Annotated in this window: 19 protein-coding genes and 1 pseudogene; 7 read left to right on the top strand and 13 right to left on the bottom strand. The window is 70.2% G+C overall.

Annotated features, from left to right (window positions below; genetic code table 11):
- The first annotated feature begins 131 nt into the window (after positions 1 to 131).
- Positions 132 to 782 carry a glutathione S-transferase family protein gene (locus MQH10_RS17915; protein ID WP_242565376.1) on the top strand — a complete coding sequence of 217 codons (651 nt, stop codon included), beginning with the start codon at positions 132 to 134 and terminating at the stop codon, positions 780 to 782.
- Here MQH10_RS17915 and MQH10_RS17910 read toward each other — a convergent pair.
- Both MQH10_RS17910 and MQH10_RS17905 read right to left on the bottom strand, forming a co-directional pair.
- Positions 779 to 1,189 carry a DUF4112 domain-containing protein gene (locus MQH10_RS17910; RefSeq protein ID WP_242565375.1) on the bottom strand — a complete coding sequence of 137 codons (411 nt, stop codon included), beginning with the start codon at positions 1,187 to 1,189 and terminating at the stop codon, positions 779 to 781. The two genes, MQH10_RS17915 and MQH10_RS17910, sit on opposite strands and share 4 nt — an antisense overlap.
- Before the next feature lie 35 nt (positions 1,190 to 1,224).
- Positions 1,225 to 1,686, bottom strand: coding sequence for a DUF4112 domain-containing protein (locus MQH10_RS17905; protein WP_242565374.1), 462 nt, complete (start codon positions 1,684 to 1,686; stop codon positions 1,225 to 1,227).
- Between the two features lie 162 nt (positions 1,687 to 1,848).
- Between MQH10_RS17905 and MQH10_RS17900 the strand changes: the two genes are divergently transcribed.
- The gene (locus MQH10_RS17900; RefSeq protein WP_242565373.1) at positions 1,849 to 2,187 is read left to right on the top strand and encodes a heavy metal-binding domain-containing protein; all 339 of its coding nucleotides are present in this window, start codon (positions 1,849 to 1,851) and stop codon (positions 2,185 to 2,187) included.
- Here the strand turns inward: MQH10_RS17900 and dgcA are convergent.
- From dgcA to MQH10_RS17855, 9 genes are all read right to left on the bottom strand, one after another.
- Positions 2,184 to 3,173, bottom strand: coding sequence for an N-acetyl-D-Glu racemase DgcA (gene dgcA, locus MQH10_RS26905; RefSeq protein WP_242565372.1), 990 nt, complete (start codon positions 3,171 to 3,173; stop codon positions 2,184 to 2,186). The two genes, MQH10_RS17900 and dgcA, sit on opposite strands and share 4 nt — an antisense overlap.
- On the bottom strand, positions 3,170 to 5,686 hold the full coding sequence (locus MQH10_RS17890) for a coiled-coil domain-containing protein (RefSeq protein WP_242565371.1): 2,517 nt from the start codon (positions 5,684 to 5,686) through the stop codon (positions 3,170 to 3,172). The genes dgcA and MQH10_RS17890 overlap by 4 nt, the downstream gene beginning before the upstream one ends.
- Before the next feature lie 233 nt (positions 5,687 to 5,919).
- Complete coding sequence (locus MQH10_RS17885; protein WP_242565370.1) at positions 5,920 to 6,144, bottom strand: hypothetical protein; 225 nt, start codon at positions 6,142 to 6,144, stop codon at positions 5,920 to 5,922.
- A gap of 120 nt (positions 6,145 to 6,264) precedes the next feature.
- On the bottom strand, positions 6,265 to 6,900 hold the full coding sequence (locus tag MQH10_RS17880) for a beta/gamma crystallin-related protein (protein WP_242565369.1): 636 nt from the start codon (positions 6,898 to 6,900) through the stop codon (positions 6,265 to 6,267).
- Positions 6,901 to 6,977: 77 nt separating this feature from the next.
- A complete protein-coding gene (locus MQH10_RS17875; RefSeq protein ID WP_242565368.1) occupies positions 6,978 to 7,514 on the bottom strand; it encodes a methylated-DNA--[protein]-cysteine S-methyltransferase in 537 nt (178 codons plus the stop codon).
- Positions 7,501 to 8,364, bottom strand: a complete 864-nt coding sequence (locus tag MQH10_RS17870; RefSeq protein ID WP_242565367.1) for a DNA-3-methyladenine glycosylase family protein — start codon at positions 8,362 to 8,364, stop codon at positions 7,501 to 7,503. The genes MQH10_RS17875 and MQH10_RS17870 overlap by 14 nt, the downstream gene beginning before the upstream one ends.
- A 35-nt stretch (positions 8,365 to 8,399) precedes the next feature.
- Positions 8,400 to 8,993: a bifunctional transcriptional activator/DNA repair enzyme AdaA gene (locus tag MQH10_RS17865; RefSeq protein WP_242565366.1), complete on the bottom strand. Its 594-nt coding sequence runs from the start codon at positions 8,991 to 8,993 to the stop codon at positions 8,400 to 8,402.
- Between the two features lie 60 nt (positions 8,994 to 9,053).
- A complete protein-coding gene (locus MQH10_RS17860) occupies positions 9,054 to 10,070 on the bottom strand; it encodes a zinc-dependent alcohol dehydrogenase family protein (RefSeq protein WP_242565365.1) in 1,017 nt (338 codons plus the stop codon).
- A 74-nt stretch (positions 10,071 to 10,144) separates the two neighbouring features.
- Positions 10,145 to 11,299 (bottom strand): MFS transporter, encoded by a 1,155-nt coding sequence (locus MQH10_RS17855; RefSeq protein ID WP_336605124.1) that lies wholly within the window; start codon positions 11,297 to 11,299, stop codon positions 10,145 to 10,147.
- 126 nt (positions 11,300 to 11,425) lie between these two features.
- Between MQH10_RS17855 and MQH10_RS17850 the strand changes: the two genes are divergently transcribed.
- Positions 11,426 to 12,049: an exopolysaccharide biosynthesis protein gene (locus tag MQH10_RS17850; protein WP_242565363.1), complete on the top strand. Its 624-nt coding sequence runs from the start codon at positions 11,426 to 11,428 to the stop codon at positions 12,047 to 12,049.
- A 3-nt stretch (positions 12,050 to 12,052) separates the two neighbouring features.
- Here MQH10_RS17850 and MQH10_RS27130 read toward each other — a convergent pair.
- A pseudogene (locus tag MQH10_RS27130) lies at positions 12,053 to 13,044 on the bottom strand (DUF1176 domain-containing protein).
- 113 nt (positions 13,045 to 13,157) lie between these two features.
- Between MQH10_RS27130 and MQH10_RS17840 the strand changes: the two are divergent.
- From MQH10_RS17840 to MQH10_RS17830, 3 genes are read left to right on the top strand one after another with little or no spacing between them, the layout of a single operon-like run.
- Positions 13,158 to 14,432 carry an aminotransferase class III-fold pyridoxal phosphate-dependent enzyme gene (locus MQH10_RS17840; protein WP_242565362.1) on the top strand — a complete coding sequence of 425 codons (1,275 nt, stop codon included), beginning with the start codon at positions 13,158 to 13,160 and terminating at the stop codon, positions 14,430 to 14,432.
- Positions 14,433 to 14,439: 7 nt separating this feature from the next.
- Complete coding sequence (locus MQH10_RS17835) at positions 14,440 to 15,870, top strand: amidase (protein ID WP_242565361.1); 1,431 nt, start codon at positions 14,440 to 14,442, stop codon at positions 15,868 to 15,870.
- 11 nt (positions 15,871 to 15,881) lie between these two features.
- Positions 15,882 to 16,262: a DUF423 domain-containing protein gene (locus MQH10_RS17830; RefSeq protein WP_242565360.1), complete on the top strand. Its 381-nt coding sequence runs from the start codon at positions 15,882 to 15,884 to the stop codon at positions 16,260 to 16,262.
- Here the strand turns inward: MQH10_RS17830 and MQH10_RS17825 are convergent.
- Positions 16,253 to 17,470 carry a multidrug effflux MFS transporter gene (locus MQH10_RS17825; protein WP_242565359.1) on the bottom strand — a complete coding sequence of 406 codons (1,218 nt, stop codon included), beginning with the start codon at positions 17,468 to 17,470 and terminating at the stop codon, positions 16,253 to 16,255. The genes MQH10_RS17830 and MQH10_RS17825 overlap by 10 nt on opposite strands.
- 107 nt (positions 17,471 to 17,577) lie before the next feature.
- Between MQH10_RS17825 and MQH10_RS17820 the strand changes: the two genes are divergently transcribed.
- Positions 17,578 to 18,600, top strand: a complete 1,023-nt coding sequence (locus MQH10_RS17820; RefSeq protein ID WP_242565358.1) for an alpha/beta fold hydrolase — start codon at positions 17,578 to 17,580, stop codon at positions 18,598 to 18,600.
- Positions 18,601 to 18,636: the final 36 nt, after the last annotated feature.

Genomic DNA, 18,636 nt, shown 5'->3' with positions numbered 1-18,636 from the left:
CCTACGCTCTCGCCCGCGCGCTAGGGCTTGATGCGAGTCAAACTCAATCCGCGACAGAACGACTGCACTTCCCGGCGGATGGGCCCTATCCTCCCCCTCGACGCCGACACGGCCAGCCAAGGAGCCCCGTCATGACCGAACTCGTCGCCCACGGCATCCCCGGCAGCCCGTTCCTACGGGCCGTCCTGGCGACCGCCGAGGAAAAGGCCGTGCCCTACCGCCTGGTGGCCCTGGCCCCCGGCCAGCATCGCACCGAGGCCTATCGGCGGATGCATCCGTTCAGCCGCATCCCGGTCATCGAGCACGGCGACTTCGTGCTGTACGAGACCCAGGCCATCCTGCGTTATCTGGACGCCATCGGCGAAGGCCCCGCCCTGCAACCCACCGATCCCCGGGCCGCGGCCCGCATGAACCAGATCATCGGGGTCAATGACTGGTACTTCTTCCCGAAGGTCGGCGGCCCCATGGTGTTCCAGCGCCTGATCGGCCCGATCCTGCTGGGCACCACGCCCGACGAGGCGGTGATCGCCGAGGCCTATCCCATGGCCCAGACCTGCGTGGCGGAGTTCGAGCGCCTCCTGGGCGCCTCGACCTGGCTGGCCGGCGAGCGCTTCTCCCTCGCCGATCTGATGGTCGGACCTCAGCTGGAATATCTGTCCCAGACGCCCGAAGGCCGCGCCCTTCTGGCCGGCACCCGGCTCGAGGCCTGGCTGAAACGGATCGCCGCGCGCCCCAGCTTCCAGGCGACCCTGCCGCCGGAGCCCCTGCGCCAGGCCGTCTAGCGTTTGCGCCCCTTGGGCTTCTTCTTGCCGCCCCAGCCGGCGGGAAGCTCCGAGGGGCCATGCCGCCGCTCGATGTCCTTCTGAAGGGCGTTGGCCGCCATCAGGTGGCCCTGGACGAAGACGTCGGCCGCCCAGCCCAGCAGCGGGATCTGCGACAGGGCCGAGTCGCCGGCCACATAGAGGCCCATGCGGATCAGGGTCGCGGGCGAGGCGCCGGCGGCGAAGCCCTGCCCCATCAGCAGCAGTCCTGCGCCGACGCTGTAGATGACGTCGATCGGATAGGCGAAGGCCAAGGCGCCATCCAGGCCGATGCCGAACGGACCCACACCGACCAGCCGGTCAGACAGGCGCTTGATACGCTCGGCGGCGCGCCATGCCCGGTGCGCCTGTTCCTGGGAAACCGCCATCCGCCCTTAACGCCCGCCTTCCTGTAAAGCTCCGCCTAGCCGAGAAACACCACCCGGCGCTTTTCCTTGCCGGCGCGGATCCGGGTCAGGATCTCGCGATATTCCGGGCTGGCCTGGGCGTCCTTGCGGGCGCCCTCGAAATAGATGGTGTCTTCCATGTGGTGCAGCAGCATGTCCGCCGACCACTTATGGCCCGTGAACAGCACGTCGGCGATCTTGCCCAGCTTGCCTGCCGCCCCAGCCAGGGTGTCGATGGCGATGATAGCCGTCATCTGCAGCAGCACCATCGGCGCGGCCCGCGCCCGCACGCCGTCGAAGATCAGCAGCAGACCGGCGCCCAGACTGTAGAGCTCGCCCGCGCCCGGAATCCAGGTCAGCAGGCCATCCAGGCCGATGCCCAAGGGGCCGATCCCAACCACGTTGTCCGACAGCTTCTTCGTGCGTTCGATGCTGTTGCGGATGTTGTGCAGATCGATATGCGACCGCGCGAAGACCATTCACCGCTCCTGGGGACTAGCGACGCCACCATGCCGTAAGCCACGCCGGGCTCAAAGCCCGCTCGCCCGCTTTTCGCGCGATACGATAGGCCATAGCAATTGCTTGCCCCTGTGACGGGAGAGCGTCTCGCGGGATCGCGCAACTCACCCTATATTTCAGGCATGGCCAAGTCCGAGACGCCCGTCCTGATCGTCACAACCCACTTCATCGAGGGCCGGCCGGTGCGCCAGCACCTGGGCATGGTGTCGTCCCAGGCGATCCTCGGCGCCAATGTCGTGTTCGACCTGATGGCGGCCATCCGCGACTTCATCGGCGGCCGATCCAAGGGCTATGAGCGCATCCTGTCCCAGGCCCGGGCCGACGCCCTGCGCGGCCTGGAGGAAGAGGCGCGCAAGCTCGGGGCCAACGCGGTCCTCGGCGTCGATCTCGACTACAACACTGTCGGCCCCAACGGCTCCATGCTGATGGTCTCGGTGAACGGCTCGGCCGTCGTCCTCTAGGCCTCGCCCCACAGGCCCGGCGGCGGCGGGTGGATGAGCGAACCCTCATAGACCAGCCCCGGCCGCCGATCCCCCTCCAGCAGCAGTGGCCCGTCCAGGTCGGCGAAGGCCGCGCCCTGGGCCAGGATCATGGCCGGCGCCATCGACAGCGAGGTCGCCACCATGCACCCCACCATGATCTCCAGCCCCAGCGCCCTGGCCTCGGCCGCCATCGCCAGGGCCTCGGTCAGTCCGCCGGCCTTGTCGAGCTTGATGTTCACGTGAGTGTAGCGGCGCGCGCAGGCCGTCAGCTCCAGCCGGCTGCGCAGGCTCTCGTCGGCGCAGAGGGGCACCGGACAGTCGTAGCCCTCCAACACGCCGTCCTCGCCGCTCGGCAGGGGCTGCTCGATCAGCTTGACGTCCAGCCGCGCGAACTCGGGCGCCAGGCGCTTCAGGTCCTCGAAGCTCAGGCCCTCATTGGCGTCCACGATCAGCCGGGTCTTCGGCGCGGCCTGCCGCACCGCCTCGACCCGGTCCAGGTCGCCGGCCCCGCCGATCTTCAGCTTGAGCACCGGACGCCGGCCCGCCGCCCGCGCCGCCTCGGCCATCGCATCGGGCGTGTCGAGACTGAGGGTGTAGCAGGTCTTCACGGGGTCGAGCCGCCCCCGCCCCGCCGCCTTCCAGGCCGGCTCTCCGGTGATCTTGGCTTCCAGGTCCCACAGGGCGCAATCCAGCGCATTCCGCGCCGCGCCGGCCGTGAGCAGGGACTGCAGCTCCGCCCGCGCGGCTCCGGCCTCGATGGCCGGCCGAACCCGCTCCACGGTGGCCATGACCCCCGCGACCGTTTCGCCGAACCGCGGATAAGGTACGGCCTCGCCGCGCCCGGTCACGCCCGCCTGGGTGATTTCGGCGACCACCACATGGGCCTCGGTCTTGGCGCCCCGGGCGATAGTGAAGACCTGCGCCGTGGGCCAATGCTCATCACGAACGGCGAGCGTTCGGATCACACGAAGTCGCCGGCCGCGGCTTCGAGCAGCAGATAGATGCGCCCGGCGTCCGAACTCAGCAGGGTCTCGACCAGGAAGCCTTCGTGGTCGCGCTCGGCGGCGTCCGCCAGCAGATCCTGATAGCGGTTGAGATAGGCGATCGCCTTGCGCTTCAGCTTGTCGTCCGTGAACAGCCGGCGCGACAGCCGGCGCGTCGCGGCGGGCGCCAGTCGGCGCACCACTTCCCGCGCCCCGTCGTCGTCGCGGGTCTGGATCGCCGCGGCGATCTCGTCGATCCGTCCCCGCGGCAGCAGGGCCGTGGGGTCGATTCCCATGCCGGCGATCTCCGTCGCCAGCTCGTCCTCCAGCGCCCGTTCGTCCGGCCCCGGAACCACGCCGCTGTCGTCGATGGAGGTCAGCAGGTCCTTCCAGGTCCAGCCGTCCCCGTCCCGCTCGGCAGGCGCCGCGGCCGGCGCCCGGGGCGCGCGGCCCTGGGCCTGGTCGAAAACGTCGGTGAATTCCTGGTCGGTGGCGGTCGGCGTCAGCCGCAGGCGCGGCCGTTGCGGCGGCTCCTCCACCGGCTCATTGAGCTCAAGTTCGAGCTCCTCCTCGATCGGTTCGAACCGGATGGTCGGCGGCGGCGTCTCGCGCACTGAACGCGCCAGCGGGGTCTGGGCGGGACGCACCGGCCGCTCGCGCGGCGGCGCCGGGGTGGCCAGCCCGCCGGCCGCGCCCGCGACCGAGCCCATCATGCGGACGGCCTCGCTCAGCATCTCGTAATTGCGCCGCACCCGGTCCTGGAACGCCTGGTCGATCGCCTGGGTCTCGTTCGCAGTCTTGCGGGCGTAGTCCATGAGCTCGTCGATGCTCTCGGTGACCGCCTGACGGACCTCTTCGGCCTGGTCCTTGGCGGTCGCCGGCAGGCGCGCGGCGCGCGCCTCGATCTCGGCCAGCATGCCAGCCAGCTCGTCCAGGGTCGCCCGCGCCGCCTGGGCGCCTTCGTCCAACTTGCGGGCGGTCGCCGCCCCGGCCTGCTCGACCATCTGGGCCGACTGTTCGATCAGGTCGCGCGCCTCGGCCAGCCGCGACTCGAACACCTGGTTCGCCCGCTGGCCGGCGGTGAAGGCGGCCTCGGACAGCTGGTCCACCTGCTCGCGCGCCGTGACGGCGTGCTGCTCGGCGGCCGTGCGGGTCTGTTCGGCGGCTTCGGCCAGGCCCTGGATCGCGGCCCGCGTCTGGGCCTCCAGCTTGGCCCGCTCCTGGGCGGCGGCTTCGGACACGGCCTCCAGGGAATGCAGGGTCGACTGGCCGAACTCGTCGCGCTCGGCCGCGGCCGACGCCGCCAGCTCGCGGAACTGCTCGGCCGCCTCGGCGATCAGCTGGCGCAGAGCCTCGCCGCCCTTGACCGCCCGGTCGCCCAGCTCGGCGGCCGACAGCCGCGCCTGGGTGATGAATTCCGACAGTTGGGCCGCATGGGTTTCGGACTGGGCGCCGAACGCCTCCTGCTCCGAGCGCAAGGCGTGGGCGGTGGTCACCAGTCCCGCCCGCTGCTCGGTGAGTCCCTGTTCGACCTGGGCGATCTGGTCGGCGACCCCCATGCCGGCGGTCTCCAGCCGGGCGATGTGGCGCGTTAGGTCCTCGCCGGCCACGCGGGCGGCGTCGCTGGCCTCCCCGGCGGCGGCGGCCAGGTCGGCGGCGCGGGCGGCGAGCGCGGCCTCGGCCTCGCGGATCTGGGTTTCGGCGAGGTCGGAGGCCTCGGCCACCATCCGCGCCTTCTGGGTGATGGAATCGGCGACCGCCGTGGCCTGCTGATCCAGGGTCTGGGCCAGTCCGCCCAGCTCGCTGCGCTCGCGCCCCAGGGTCTGGGCGAGTTCACTGGCGGTCCGCGCCGACTGGGCGGCGGCCTCGATCAGCTGTTCGCTCTCGGTCGCCAGGGCTTGGCGCAGGGCCAAAAGGGTCTCGCGGGCCTCGTCGGCGACCGCGCCGGCCCGGGCGATCTCCTCGCGCACAGAGCGAACCATGTCCGAGGCCTGGGCGCCGGCCGACAGGGCCGGGCCGACCATCTGGTCGGACAGGGCCTGGGCGCGCCGCGCCTCCAGCCCCAAGAGCTGCCCCTGGCGCATCATATAGGCCGCGACCCAGACAAAGGCCGCCGGCCCGAGCGCCATGGCGGTGAGCACCGCCAGCACGAAGGGATCGAAGTCGAAGGGCGACTTGGCGTGCTGATAGCCATAGGCGAAGGCGATCGGCGCGCAGGCCCACAGCACGGACACGAACAGGGCCGCGAGATAGATCGGCCAACCGCTTGGAATGTCAGCTCTTTGAGTCGGCGCCTCAGGCGGCGGCGCGGGCGGCTCGGGCCGGGTCGCCAGCGGGCGCGCAGAGGGCGCGGCGACCTGGGGCTCCGAGATCGGCGAGGGCGGAGAGGCGGCGACCGGCTCAGCCTCAAGCGGCGGAAACAGCGGCGGGTCCACGGCGGCGAGATCGAAATCCGGCGCAGCGTCGGGCGCAGGCCCGTCGGACTCGGGCGTCACGCCCTCATCCGTCATGGCCTGGAAATCTGCCGGCTGATGCCGCTTTCTGATTTTCATACGCGGACTTGCTCAAGCGCCTCTCGACCTGCGATCCGATCCGGACACTGACGTCCCGCACGAACTCGCGCCCCAGCCGAAAGGATTACCGGCGAACAGGGTCCGCGCAAAGCGTCATCGCAGGGAATCTTGTGGGGCGGAGGCGGTTTGTCGCGGCGGCCTCAACCAGATCTTGGTTAACTCTTGAAGGTCGGGCTCGGCGATTGGGCGCATTGGGCCGACTTCATCGGGTGATCGGAGACCTTGAGAATCTTCTTCGGCGTGACCGTCCGCGCAACCGTGCGTTCCGCCGGAACCGGCTTTTCGATCGGCTTGGCTTCCAGGGTGACGCCGAAATGCGAATAGGCGGCGGCGGAGGAATGCACCACCACGGCGGCGACGATTTCAGTCAAGGTCTGCACCGGAACTCTCCCGTATCCGATACGATTCCGCGTGTCCTTATAGGCCAAGCACGACCATAGGGCGATGTCGCATAACATGAATTTTCGGTCATGTTCCGCCGGCGGCGGACCGGCGGCCGCCTACCGTTTGCGGCAGAACACATCGCGCAGGATGGCGGTCTCCCCGACGAACCGCCCGGCGCTGTCCAGCGCCTGGGGCGCCCTCTGGCTGGAGTCGTAATAGGACGCCGATCCCAGGTCCATCGCACGGCAATAGGTGTTGGCCGAACCGCCGCTGGCGGCGATGTCGTAGCCCGCCACCAGCGGATAGGGGAACAGCACCCCCGTGGCGCCCTCATAGGGACGCCCGACCTGGGGCCCGCCCCAGGGCGCGCCCGGCGACCAGCTGCCGCCGTGGTCCCAGGCCCCGTCCAGATAGGCCTGCAGCGACGAGATCTTGCCGCCCATGCCGATGCTGGCGAGGTTCGGCACATCTCCAGCCACGTCCTTGCACTTGCCGCGATAGCCGGAGTCCTCGCAGACCCTCCAGCCGCCCTCGAACCGGGCGCTCTGGGCCTGGTCGTTGAAATTCATGCTCGCCAGGTTGTCCGACGCGGCGACCACGGTGATCTGCCGGCCCTGGAAGTCCGGCAGCTCGTAAAGGGTCACCCGCGGCAGCGGCGGCGTGGTCCGGGGTCCCGGACCTTGGGCGGCGGCGGCCGACGCCAGGGCGAGGAGGCCCACCCCCGCGATCACCGCTCTCAAAACAGACGCCATGAGGACTCCCGATACACGCAGGCGAGCCTAGCGGCCTCTGCGGCAATCGCAAACCGGCGCCCGCCAATGGGGAACGCCTAACTCGCGAAATGGGCGCCTTCGTGAACCAGCAGCCAGCGTTTCCTGTGCAATCCCCCGCCATATCCGGTCAGGCCGCCGTTCGCGCCGATCACCCTGTGGCAGGGCGCGACCAGGGCCACCGGGTTCGCGCCATTGGCCAGGCCCACCGCCCGCACCGCCTTGGGCGACCCGATCCGCTCGGCCAGCTGCTTGTAGCTCAGGGTCTGTCCTGCCGGGATGGTCCGCAGCGCCGCCCAGACGCGGCGCTGGAACAGGGTGCCGTTGGTGCGCATCTCCAGCGCGTCCAGGGCGTCCAGATCGCCGGCGAAATACCGCCCGAACACGTGGACCAGCTCGGCCGGGACCTCCCCCTCGGCGATCGGCTGCTCCCCATAGTGGCGACGCATCAGCCGCCGCATCCGGTCCTCATAGTCGGCGAAGTCGAAGGCGCGCAGCACACCGTCCTCGTCTGTGACCACCAGGGCCTCGCCGATCGGTGTGTCCAGGCGCGACAGGATAAGGCGCGCAGGTCTGCTGGCTTCAGGCGGCGACATCGGCGGCTCCAGGCGTGGGGGCGTAGACGGGATCGAAGTTCCACAGATGCGAGGCCGCATAGGCCCGCCAGGGTCGCCAGCGCTCGGCCCGCGCCAACAGTTCGGCCGGGCTGGGCCGAACGCCGTCGGCGTCCTCCAGCGCCCGCATCAGGCCGATATCGGCGTGCGGAAAAGCGTCAGGCTCGCGCAAGGCCCGCATGGCGATGTACTGTGCCGTCCACTCCCCGATCCCCGGCAAGGCGCGCAGCCGCGCCACCGCCTCCTCCAGGCTGCGGCGCGCCCCGAACAGGTCGGGGTCCGCAACCGCCGCCTGGGCCAGGGACACCAGGGCCCGGCCTCGGGCCCGCGGCATGCCCAGGGTCTCGACGTCGATCAGGGCCATTCGCGCCGGCGACGGGAACAGCCGCGTCAGGCCGAGCGCCCGGGCGGCCTCGTCCTGGATCTCCGCCCCATGGGCGGCGGTGATCTTGCCGGCCAGGTTTCGCGCCGCGGTCACGGTGATCTGCTGGCCCAGCACGGCCCGCACCGCCAGCTCGAACCCGTCCCAGGCGCCGGGCGCCCTCAACCCCGGCCGCGCCGCGACCATGGGGGCCAGGTCCGGATCCTCCGACAGATGCGCCCCGATCAGGCCGGGGTCGGCGGCCAGGTCGAACACCCGTCGCACCTTGGCGATCACCGCCGGCCACACCTGGACCTTGGGAAACCTCAGGGTGACCTTCAGCCAGTCGCCGGCGCCCGGTTCGACCATCACCACCCCGTGGGTGTCGCCCACTGCCAGGGTGCGGGCGTAGCGCCGCCGCGTCACCACCTCAACGCCCGGGATCGCCCGCCCCGCCAGGAAGGTGATCATGGCGTCCCAGTCATAGGGTGCGCGATAGGGCAGCTTCAGGGTCGCCCCCTCCCCGGCCGCGGCCTCAACCCCGCCCGTGCGGCGCAGTTCGCCGGGCGGCGCCCGAACAGCTGCTGAAAGGTCTCGTTGAACCGCCGCACGCTGCCGAAGCCCGCCGCCAGGGCCACCTCGGCCATCGGCAGCCGGGTCTCGTGGATCAGCTGCTTGGCCAGCAGCACCCGCCGCGTCTGGGCCACCGCGATCGGCGAGGCGCCCAGATGCTGGCGGAACAGGCGGCGCAGCTGCCGCTCCCCCACCCCCAGCCTGTCGGCCAGGGCCTCGACGTCGTCGCCGTCCATGGCCCCCTGCTCGATCAGCGCCAAGGCGCGGGTGACGGTGTTGGACGTGCCGTTCCACGAGCCGAGGTCCGGCGAGGTCTCCGGCCGGCAGCGCAGGCAGGGGCGGAAGCCCGCCGCCTGGGCCGCGGCGGCCGAGGGATAGAAGGTGATGTTCTCGCGCTTGGGCGTCCGGGCGGGACAGACCGGCCGGCAATAGATCCCCGTCGTCCGCACGGCGCCGAAGATGCGGCCGTCCAGGCGGGCGTCGCGCATGCAGAAGGCGCGGTAGCAGGCGTCGTCGTCGAGATCCATGCCGCGATCATCGGCCCCGCCCGGGCCGATGTCTCGCGGTTTTCGGACTCTCTCGGCGAACTAGAACGCCAGCACGATCTTGCCGAAGTGCTCGCCGCCCTGCATGGCCTCAAAGGCCGCCCGCGCCTCGGTCCAGGGATAGACCTTGTCGACCACCGGGCTGATCTTATGCAGTTCGATCGCCCGGCACATGGCCTCGAACATTTCGCGCGAACCGACGCTCAGCCCCTGCAACTTGGCGCTGTTGCCGATCAGCTGAGCCGGATTGAGCCCCTCGCCGGCGCCGGACACCACGCCGATGATGGCGATATGGCCGCCGATCCGCACGGCCTTCAGGCTCTGCTGGATGGTGCCCGCCCCGCCGACCTCCATGATGAAGTCCGCGCCCACCCCGCCGGTCGCGGCCCTCACCGGCTTCGACCACTCCGGCGTGGTGCGGTAGTTCACCAGATGATCGGCGCCCAAGGCCTTGGCCCGGGCCAGCTTTTCGTCCGAGGATGAGGTGATCACGGTCCGGTAGCCCGCCGCCTTGGCGAACTGCAGGCCGAAGATCGACACCCCGCCCGTCCCCTGCAGCACCACCGTGTCGCCCGGCTCCAGCCGCGCATCGAGGAACAGCCCCCGCCAGGCGGTCAGGGCCGCGCAGGCCAGCGTCGCCACCTGGTGGTCGGTGAGGAAGTCGGGAACCTTCGACACCCCCTCCTGGCTGAACGCCGCCAGTTCGCGGCCCGCGCCGGGGATCGGCGAGCCCAGCGAAGTGGTCAGTTTCTCCACCGTCGGTCGACCGGAATTCCAGCCCTGGAAGAACAGGGTCGAGACCCGGTCGCCCACCGCCACGCGGGTGACCCCCTCGCCCACCGCCTCGACCACGCCGCAGCCGTCGGAGAACGGGGTGATGGTCTCAGCCGTCGCCGAGCCTCGGCTATAGAGGCCGTTGACCATCAGGAAGTCGCGATAGTTCAGCGACACCGCCTTCATCCGCACCAGCACCTCGCCAGGGCCAGGCTTGGGGTCCTCGCGCTCAACGATGGCGATGCGGTCGAAGCCCCACGGGGCGGTGATTTCCAAGGCGCGCATGGCCGTCTCTCCCTGATGATCTGGTTGGCGGCCATAGTGGGCCGCCGCCCGGTCAGGGCAAGGCTGTCGCCGCGTCACCCGTCCAGGCGCTTGACCCCGTAGAGCCGCACGGCGCCGGCTAGGCCGGCGAGCGACATCACCGACATCACCAGATAGCCCTTCGCCCCCCATCCATCGAACAGCGCGCCCGAGCCCATGGTCGCCAGCCCCATCAGCATGCCACCGGACAGGGCCGAGTTCATCAGCTGGGCCGCCGAGGCGTTGGTCCGGCTGGACAGCCGCTCCACGATCTCCAGAGAGGCCACGAAGGTCGCCGCGTAGGTGAAGGTGTGCAGGGCCTGGACCGGGAAGGTCAGCCAGAGCGGCGGCGAGAAGGCGAGCGTCGTCCAGCGGATCACCGAGGCCGCCCCGCCCATCACCAGCAGATTGCGCGGCCCGACCTTCCGCCGCCACGGCTCCAGGAACCACAGGAAGCCGACCTCGACCGCAACGCCGACGCCCCACAGGACCCCGGTCAGGCTCTCGGGTATCCCCTGCTGCTTCCAGGCGAGCGCCGAGAACCCGTAATAGAAGGCGTGGGCTGACTGGATCAGCCCGACCGAGCTGACCGCCAGCATGAAGTCCTTGTCGCCGATCAGCTCCTTCAGGCCGCCAAGCCGATCGGACAACTGGGCCTTGGCCCCGCTCGCCAGCACCGGATCGGGCGGGATCAGGAAGCGACCGCCGAGCGCGGTCGCCAGCACCGCCATCACCATCCAGACCAGGACCAGCTCCGGCGACCACCGCGCCAGGATCGCCCCCATGCCCACATTGCCGATGATGAAGGCCGCAGAGCCCATGCCGCGCGGCCAGCCATAGTTGAAGTCGTCAGTCCGCGACCGGTTCAGCACGATGACGTCGTGCAGCGGCGGCAGAGTCGCATAGAGCGAATTGGCGACGAACCAGATCGCGAACCACCAGACAAAGCCCAGGTTCGGCGTGAGCAGCGCATAGGCCGCGGCGGTCACCAGGGCCAGCAGCACCAGGGGCGTCCGCCGCAGCTTGAAACTGTCGGCCCAGACCGCGATCGCCGGCGCCGTGACCGCCCGCGCCAGCAGGGGCGCCGACAGGATCAGGCCGATCTGCGCCCCGCTCAGGCCGCGGTGGTGGAACCACACCGGCATATAGGGCGAGCTCGCCCCGTTGCCGATGAAGATCGCCGCATAGAACAGGCCGAGGCGGACGGGCATGGACATGATCCGACGACGCCTAAACCGAGTCGCCTGCCCCGTTCCCGGCGCCGGCCCCGCAATCGACCTGACATGGGCGATCGGACCTTTCGCCGCCGCGCCCTGCCGTGCTAGCGCCAGGGCGTCATGTCCGAGCACCTCAAGTCGTCCAGCGTCTCCCAGCTCCTGGAGCTGATCGGCGCCCGAGAGGCCGCAGACGTCTCGGTGGCCGACATCCTCGAGACCTTCGGAAACCGGGCGTTCGGGGCGATGATGTTCGTCTTCGCCGCGCCCCTCGTCCTGCCCATGCCTCCGGGCGTGTCGGCCATCCTCGGCGCGCCCCTGATGTTCATCACCTTCCAGTGGATGCTGGGTCGGCGCACCCTGTGGCTGCCCAAGGCGCTGCTGGAGCGGACCATGAGCATGTCCGACTTCCGCAACCTGATGGGCAAGCTGACGCCCTATCTGGAGCGGCTGGAGCGTCGCCTGCGGCCGCGCCTGACCTTCATGTACAATCCGCTGGGCGATCGGATCGTCGGCGCCCTGTGCTTCGCGCTCTCGATCATCGTCTTCCTGCCGATCCCCTTCGGCAACATGCTGCCCTCCTTCGCCATCGCCGCCTTCGCCATCGGCGGGGCGGAACGCGACGGGGTCGCGGCCCTGATCGGCTGGATCGCGGCCATCCTCTCGTTCTTCGTGCTGGCGGTGCTCTCCAAGGCGATCATCGCCGCCGTCATGGCCTTCTTCGCCACCCTGATCGGGATGTTCTGATCCCTATTCCTGGCGCGAGACGAAACTGACCGGCCATTCCTCGGGCGGCAGGCCGCGGCACTCGGACATGACCGACTGATCAGACAGCCGGAACGCCTTGCCGTCCCAGATCCAGCTGTCGCCCTCGCCGCAGTCGGCGATCCCCCGGCCCTTGTAGAAACTGCTGAGGGTCAGGGTCGCGAGGTCGAAGCCGACGCCGATGATCTGGTTGTCCATCACCCCGCCCCGCCCGTCCTCCAGCGCCACGGGCCGCACATGGCCGCCCGCCTCGTCGGACAGGAACAGGCTGTAGACGCTCTGATAGGCGGCGTTCGAGCAGACATCGCCCCACAGGATCACCCCGGGCGCCAGCCGCGCGGATATCGGATCGCGCATATCCGCCGACAGGTCCTTGTCGCAGTCCTCGCCGAACGGGCCCGGACCGACTTGGGCAGGGTGTCGCCCACCCCTGCCTGCGAGGGGACGGGGCCGTGGCGGATCAGGGGCACGGCGGGCGGCGGCGGAACACTGGCGGCCGGCGCCGGCCCCTTGGCGACGAGGGCGGTGACGCCGCCGGCCCGCTTCTGTTGATCATCCATCCACCGCAGGGCCGCCGAACTGCCGGCGAGCGAAATAGTCACGCCCGCCCCGCTCCCCGGCTTGACGGCCAGGCCCGTCCCGTTCGCTAGGGCCGCGGTCAGGCTACGGCCCTGGGCGGGCGTCAGCGTGGCGCGTCCAAAGGGGTCCTCCTCACCCGGCCTGGCCTTCAGCCCGCCGACAATCTCCCGGTCATCGATGCGAAGCGACCAAGCCTGGCCCGCCTGCGCCCCGCCGTCCACGGCGACCGTCACCCGGGGCGCCGCATCCGCCCTCGCGGCCCGCTCGATCTTCAGGAAGGCCTGTGTCTCCGCGCCCTCCTCTGGAAATCCGAACGCGGTGCAGTTGCGGACATTGTCGCAGACCACCGTCCAGTCCTTGAAAGTCGCCTGCGCGGCCTGAGCCCCCTCGGCCCACATCGCCGCCGCCGCCGCCAACACCACGATCGATAAGTTGCCTCGCATGTCGCCTTCCCGTTGCCCGACGACAGGGTGGGGTTAAGCTGCCTTCCAGGCAACCACGGAGCGCGGAAATGGATCGTACGAACAGTCGGGACCGGGCGCTCCGCGAGCGGGCCCAGGCCGTCATTCCCGGCGGCATGTATGGCCACCAGTCCGTGGGCCTCTTGCCCGAGGACTATCCCCAGTTCTTCGCCCGCGGCGAAGGCGCCCATCTGTGGGATGTCGACGGCCGGCGCTATCTCGACTTCATGTGCGCCTACGGCCCGAACCTGTTCGGCTATGGCCAGCCGGAGATCGACGCCGCCTATGTCCGCCAGCTGGGGATCGGCGACACCCTCACCGGACCGACCGAGCTGATCGTCCAGCTGGCCGAGACCCTCACCGGCATGGTCACCCACGCCGACTGGGCGATCTTCTGCAAGAACGGAACGGACGCCACCTCCATGGCCCTGGTCACCGCCCGCGCCCATACGCGCCGCAAGACCATCATCCGGGCCAAGGGCGCCTATCACGGCGCGGCGCCCTGGTGCGTCGGCCGCCCCGCCGGCACCATTCCCACCGACAAGGCCAGCCAGATCCTCTGCGACTACAATGACGTCGCCAGCCTGGAGGCCGCGGTGGCCGAAGCCGGCGACGATCTGGCCGCCATCTTCGCCGCCCCCTTCAAGCACGACGCCTTCATCGACCAGGCCGCGCCCGATCCCGCCTATGCCCGCCGCGCCCGCGAGCTCTGCGACCAGACCGGCGCCCTCCTGGTGGTCGATGACGTCCGCGCCGGCCTGCGGCTGACCAGCGACTGCAGCTGGTCGCTGATGGGGATCCAGCCGGACCTCTCGAGCTGGGGCAAGTGCCTGGCCAACGGCCACGCCATCTCCGCCCTGCTGGGCTCGGACAAGGCCCGCAAGGCCGCCGCCTCCATCTATGTGACCGGCTCCTTCTGGTACGAGGCCGCACCCATGGCCGCGGCGCTGGAGACCCTCCGGCTGGTGCGCGAGACCGACTATCTCCAGCGGCTTGAAAGCCTGGGCCGCCGTCTCTGCGATGGCCTCAAGGCCCGCGCCGGCGCGGCGGGCTTCGGCCTGAGGGTCACCGGGCCGGTCCAGATGCCGCTGTTCCTGTTCGACGACGACCCCGACCTGCGCAAGGGCTTCTGCTGGTCCAGCGAGATGCTGGCGCGCGGCGTCTATGTGCACCCGTGGCATAACATGTTCATGTGCGCGGCCATGACCGAGGCCGACATCGACGGCGCCCTCGACGCCGCCGAGGCCGCCTTCGCGGCGCTCAAGCGTCAGGCGCCGGACCTCGGTCCGGTGGAGAAGATGGCGTTCCTCACGGCCCAAGGATGATCCGCGCATGAGCCTTCCCGACTATTCCGAACATGACGGCCTCGGCCTCGCCGCCCTCGTCGCCAAGGGCGAGGTGACGCCCACCGAGCTGGTCGAGGCCGCGATCGAGCGGGTCGAGCGCCACAATGGAACCCTCAATGCGGTGGTCTGGTCCGCCTTTGACGAGGCCCGCGCCCGCGCCAAGGGCCCCCTGCCCGACGGCCCCTTCAAGGGCGTGCCCTTCCTGATCAAGGACCTCGGCATGCCGGTGGCCGGCTGGCAGAACAGCTATGGCAGCCGTTTCGCCAGAAACGTCGTCGACGACCGCGACGGCGGGCTCACCGCCCGCTACCGCGCCGCGGGCGTCATCCCGCTCGGCCGCACCAACACTCCGGAATACGGCATCACCGGCACCACCGAAGGCGGCCATCTCGGCCCCTGCCGCAATCCCTGGAATCCGGACCACATCGCCGGCGGTTCCTCCGGCGGTTCCGCCTCCGCCGTGGCGGCCGGCATCGTCCCCCTGGCCCATGCCAGCGACGGCCTGGGCTCCATCCGCATCCCCGCCGCCTGCTGCGGCCTGGTGGGCCTGAAGGTCACCCGCGACCGCAACCCCAATCTGCCCGATGGCTTCGACTACGCCGCCGGCTTCGTGGTCGATCACGTGGTCAGCCGCACCGTGCGCGACTCGGCCGCCATGCTCGATGTCACCGGCGTGCCCGAGCCCGGCGCCCCCTATCCGGCCCCGCCCAAGGCGCGCCCCTATATGGAGGAGATCGAGCAGAGCCCCGGTCGCCTGCGCATCGCCTGGTCCGGTGAAACCCCGTCGGGCCGGCCGATTGATCCGGAGGTCCAGGCCGCCCTGGAACGCACCGCCGCCCTGCTGAAAGGCCTAGGCCATGAAGTGGTCGAGAAGGGCCTCGGCATCGACTATCGCAAGCTCTACACGGCCCGCGCCCCGCTCTCGGGCGCCAACTTCGCCGCCGGCATGCAGCGCCTGATCGAGCGCATCGGCCGCGAGCCGGAGCCGGACGAACTTGAACCCCTCACCTGGGCGGCCCTCAAGGGCGGCCGCAAGGTGACCGGCGCCCAGGCGCTCTACGCGATGCAGGAACTGCGGATGCTCAACCGCCAGACCCTGAGCTTCTTCGAGGACTGGGACGTCTATCTCTGCCCGGTGCTGGGCACCCCCGTGCCAGTCATCGGCCACATGGACCCGACCACGCTGGAGCCCGCCGAGGTCAACCGCCGCCAGGGCGCCGTCTTCCCCTTCACCCCGCCGTTCAACTTCTCCGGCCAGCCCTCGATCTCCCTGCCTCTGGAGCAGGATTCCGCCGGCCTGCCGATCGGCATGATGTTCACCGCCCGCTACGCCGATGAAGCCACCCTCTTCCGCTTGAGCGCGCAACTTGAGAAAGAGGCGCCCTGGAAGAGCCGCCGTCCGCGGCTCTGGGGGTAAGGGACACGCCTTTGGCCTGGGATCGTCGCACCTGGATGACGCTGGCCGCGGCCGGCGGCTTCATCTCCGTCGCCGTGGGCGCCTTCGCGGCCCACGGGATTTCCGACCCCCAGGCCAAGGAGTGGCTGAAGCTCGGCGCCCAGTACGGCTTCATGCACACCATGGCCACCTTCGCCTGCGCGACCTTCATGAACATCGGCGCGGTGCGGGCGCGACTGGCCCCGAAGTTCTTCCTGTCCGGCGTCGTGTTCTTCTCAGGCAGCCTCTACGCCATGGCCTTCGGGGCGCCGCGCTGGTTCGGGGCGATCACCCCGATCGGCGGCCTCCTGTTCCTGGCCGGCTGGGCGACCCTGGTCTGGGCCGCCGCCGGCGTGGACAAGCCTCAGGCCTGAGTCCGCTCCAGTCGGGGCGCCAGCACCCGCAGGGCCAGGGCCGAGCCGATCAGCGCCACCAGCATGGTGATGGCCATGGGCCTGGGCGTGCCGTCGTGGAAGACGCCCGTCGCGGTCGAGGCGATGGCCCCGGTCGCAAAGCTCGCCGCCCCCATCAGGGCCGAAATCGACCCCGCCCGGCGCGGGTCGACATTGAGCGCCCCGGCCATGGTGTTGCCCTGCATGAAGCCATAGCTGGCCAGCAACGCGAACAGCAGCGGCAGGATCGTCCAACGGCCGCCGATCCCGCTCACGGCGGCCAGCATCATCAGGAACGCCACCCCCACCGCCACCAGGCTCGCCTTGGCCAGCACCTCGTCCGGCGTGAAATGGCGCAGCACCAGGCGGTTGATCTGGCCTGCCCCGATCAGCCCCACCGCGTTCAGGCCGAACACCCAGCCGAAGCCCTGGGGCGAGATGCCGTAGGTCTTGATCAGCAGCTCCGGCGAGGCGGAGATATAGGTGAACAGGCAGGCCCCGTTCAGGCAGCCGGCCAAAGCGTAGCCCACCAGCCGCCTCTGGCCGAACAGGGCCAGATAGGCCTGCAGCGGGCTCTCGGTGCTGGCGTGCGCCGCCGTCTCCGCCGAGCGGGTCTCCGGCAGGCGGAAGAAGGCGGCGAGCGCGATGGCGACGCCGAACAGGGTCAGGACGATGAAGTTGGCCCGCCAGCCGCCCAGGGCCAGCACGGCGCCGCCCAGCAGCGGGGCCAGCACCGGCGCCAGGCCCATGACCAAGGTCAGCAGGGACAGCATCCGCGCCGTCTCGGTGTGATTGAACTGGTCGCGCACCACGGCGCGGGCCACCACCGCCCCGGCGCAGCCGCCCAGCGCCTGGACGAACCGCGCAGCGATCAGCATGGGCGCCGAGGTGGCGAGCCCGCAGACCACCGAGGCCGCAATATAGATCAGCGCGCCCACCAGCACCGGCCCCCGCCGTCCCAGCCGGTCCGAGGCCGGCCCATAGATGAGCTGCCCGAACGCCATGCCCGCCAGGAAGGCGGCGACCGTCGCCTGGGTCTCGGCCGCGCTGGCGTGCAGCCCCGCCCCGATCGCCGGCAGGCTGGGCAGGTACATGTCGATCGCCATGGGCCCGAGCGCGGTCATCGACCCCAGCAGGATCACCAGCCCCCAGGGGACTTTCACTTCGTCGGCGCGTCGGGACTCGGTCATCGCCCCCTTCTATCTGGCCGTGCGCGGGGAAACACCCTCAAGCGCTTGCCTTGCCCCGTGGGAAGCCAGCAAAGATGCGCCAAGAGCCGTTCATCAGGGAAAACGCCATGTCCTCAGCCCTCGCCCGCCAGATGCCGCCCGTCCAGCACGCGAAGGTCAACGGGATCGACATGGCCTATTATGAGGTGGGCCCCCGCGGGAAGGGCGTGCCGATCGTCTTCTGCCACGGCTTCCCGGAACTGGCCTTCTCCTGGCGCCATCAGCTCAAGGCCTGCGAGGCCGCCGGGGTCTGGGCCATCGCCCCGGACCAGCGCGGCTATGGCCTCACCTCCCGGCCTGACGCGGTCACCGACTACGACCTGGAGCATCTGACCGGTGACCTGGTCGGTCTGCTCGATCATGTCGGCGCCGACAAGGCGGTGTTCTGCGGCCACGACTGGGGCGGCCTGATCGTCTGGATGATGCCCCTGATGCATCCCACCCGCACGGCCGGCGTCATCGGGCTCAACACGCCCTTCATGCAGCGCCAGCCCATGGACCCCATCGCCCTGATGCGCATGGCGCTGGGCGAGGACATGTACATCGTCTGGTTCCAGAAGCCCGGCGAGGCGGACAAGGCGCTGGGCGCCGATGTCGACAAGACCATCCGCTTCTTCATGCGCAAGGCCGAGGCCATGGCCACGGCGCCCGACGCGCCGACCGCCAGCGCCCTGGATCCCCAGGGCAAGGCCCCCGAGGGCCAGTCGACCTTCGCCTTCCGCGAGCTGCTCGCCCAGTGGGACAAGTCCGACACCCACGGCCAGCTGCTCAATGCGGACGAACTGGCCGCCTTCGTCGAGTCCTTCGAGGCCACAGGCTTCACCGGCGGCATCAACTGGTACCGCAACTTCACCCGCAACTGGGAACGCTCGGCCGACCTGCCGACCCGCATCGACAACCTGCCCTGCCTGATGGTGATGGCCGAGCTCGACGCCGTCCTGCCGCCGTCCGCCGCCGACGGCATGGAGGACCGGATCGGGGATCTGGAAAAGGTGCTGATCAAGGGCTCCGGCCACTGGACCCAGCAGGAAAAGCCCGACGAAGTGAACCGCATCCTCCTCGACTGGATGGCCCGGCGCTTCCCCGCCTAGCGGCGGGCCGTCGCCCGAAGAACGCACATCGCAAAG

It is taken from the genome of Phenylobacterium aquaticum, from assembly GCF_022695515.1.
GTDB lineage: Bacteria > Pseudomonadota > Alphaproteobacteria > Caulobacterales > Caulobacteraceae > Phenylobacterium > Phenylobacterium aquaticum.
Note: the sequence above shows the minus strand (reverse complement) of the source record. Positions and strands in the feature narration are given on the sequence as shown.

Coding starts and splice junctions, on each gene's coding strand:
- MQH10_RS17905 (WP_242565374.1), bottom strand. CDS start 1,686: ATGGTCTTCGCGCGGTCGCATATCGATCTGCACAACATCCGCAACAGC.
- MQH10_RS17840 (WP_242565362.1), top strand. CDS start 13,158: ATGGATCGTACGAACAGTCGGGACCGGGCGCTCCGCGAGCGGGCCCAG.
- MQH10_RS17875 (WP_242565368.1), bottom strand. CDS start 7,514: ATGTCGCCGCCTGAAGCCAGCAGACCTGCGCGCCTTATCCTGTCGCGC.
- MQH10_RS17880 (WP_242565369.1), bottom strand. CDS start 6,900: ATGGCGTCTGTTTTGAGAGCGGTGATCGCGGGGGTGGGCCTCCTCGCC.
- MQH10_RS17860 (WP_242565365.1), bottom strand. CDS start 10,070: ATGCGCGCCTTGGAAATCACCGCCCCGTGGGGCTTCGACCGCATCGCC.
- MQH10_RS17915 (WP_242565376.1), top strand. CDS start 132: ATGACCGAACTCGTCGCCCACGGCATCCCCGGCAGCCCGTTCCTACGG.
- MQH10_RS17870 (WP_242565367.1), bottom strand. CDS start 8,364: ATGATCACCTTCCTGGCGGGGCGGGCGATCCCGGGCGTTGAGGTGGTG.
- MQH10_RS17855 (WP_336605124.1), bottom strand. CDS start 11,299: ATGCCCGTCCGCCTCGGCCTGTTCTATGCGGCGATCTTCATCGGCAAC.
- MQH10_RS17820 (WP_242565358.1), top strand. CDS start 17,578: ATGTCCTCAGCCCTCGCCCGCCAGATGCCGCCCGTCCAGCACGCGAAG.
- MQH10_RS17850 (WP_242565363.1), top strand. CDS start 11,426: ATGTCCGAGCACCTCAAGTCGTCCAGCGTCTCCCAGCTCCTGGAGCTG.
- MQH10_RS17865 (WP_242565366.1), bottom strand. CDS start 8,993: ATGGATCTCGACGACGACGCCTGCTACCGCGCCTTCTGCATGCGCGAC.
- MQH10_RS17825 (WP_242565359.1), bottom strand. CDS start 17,470: ATGACCGAGTCCCGACGCGCCGACGAAGTGAAAGTCCCCTGGGGGCTG.
- MQH10_RS17900 (WP_242565373.1), top strand. CDS start 1,849: ATGGCCAAGTCCGAGACGCCCGTCCTGATCGTCACAACCCACTTCATC.
- MQH10_RS17835 (WP_242565361.1), top strand. CDS start 14,440: ATGAGCCTTCCCGACTATTCCGAACATGACGGCCTCGGCCTCGCCGCC.
- MQH10_RS17910 (WP_242565375.1), bottom strand. CDS start 1,189: ATGGCGGTTTCCCAGGAACAGGCGCACCGGGCATGGCGCGCCGCCGAG.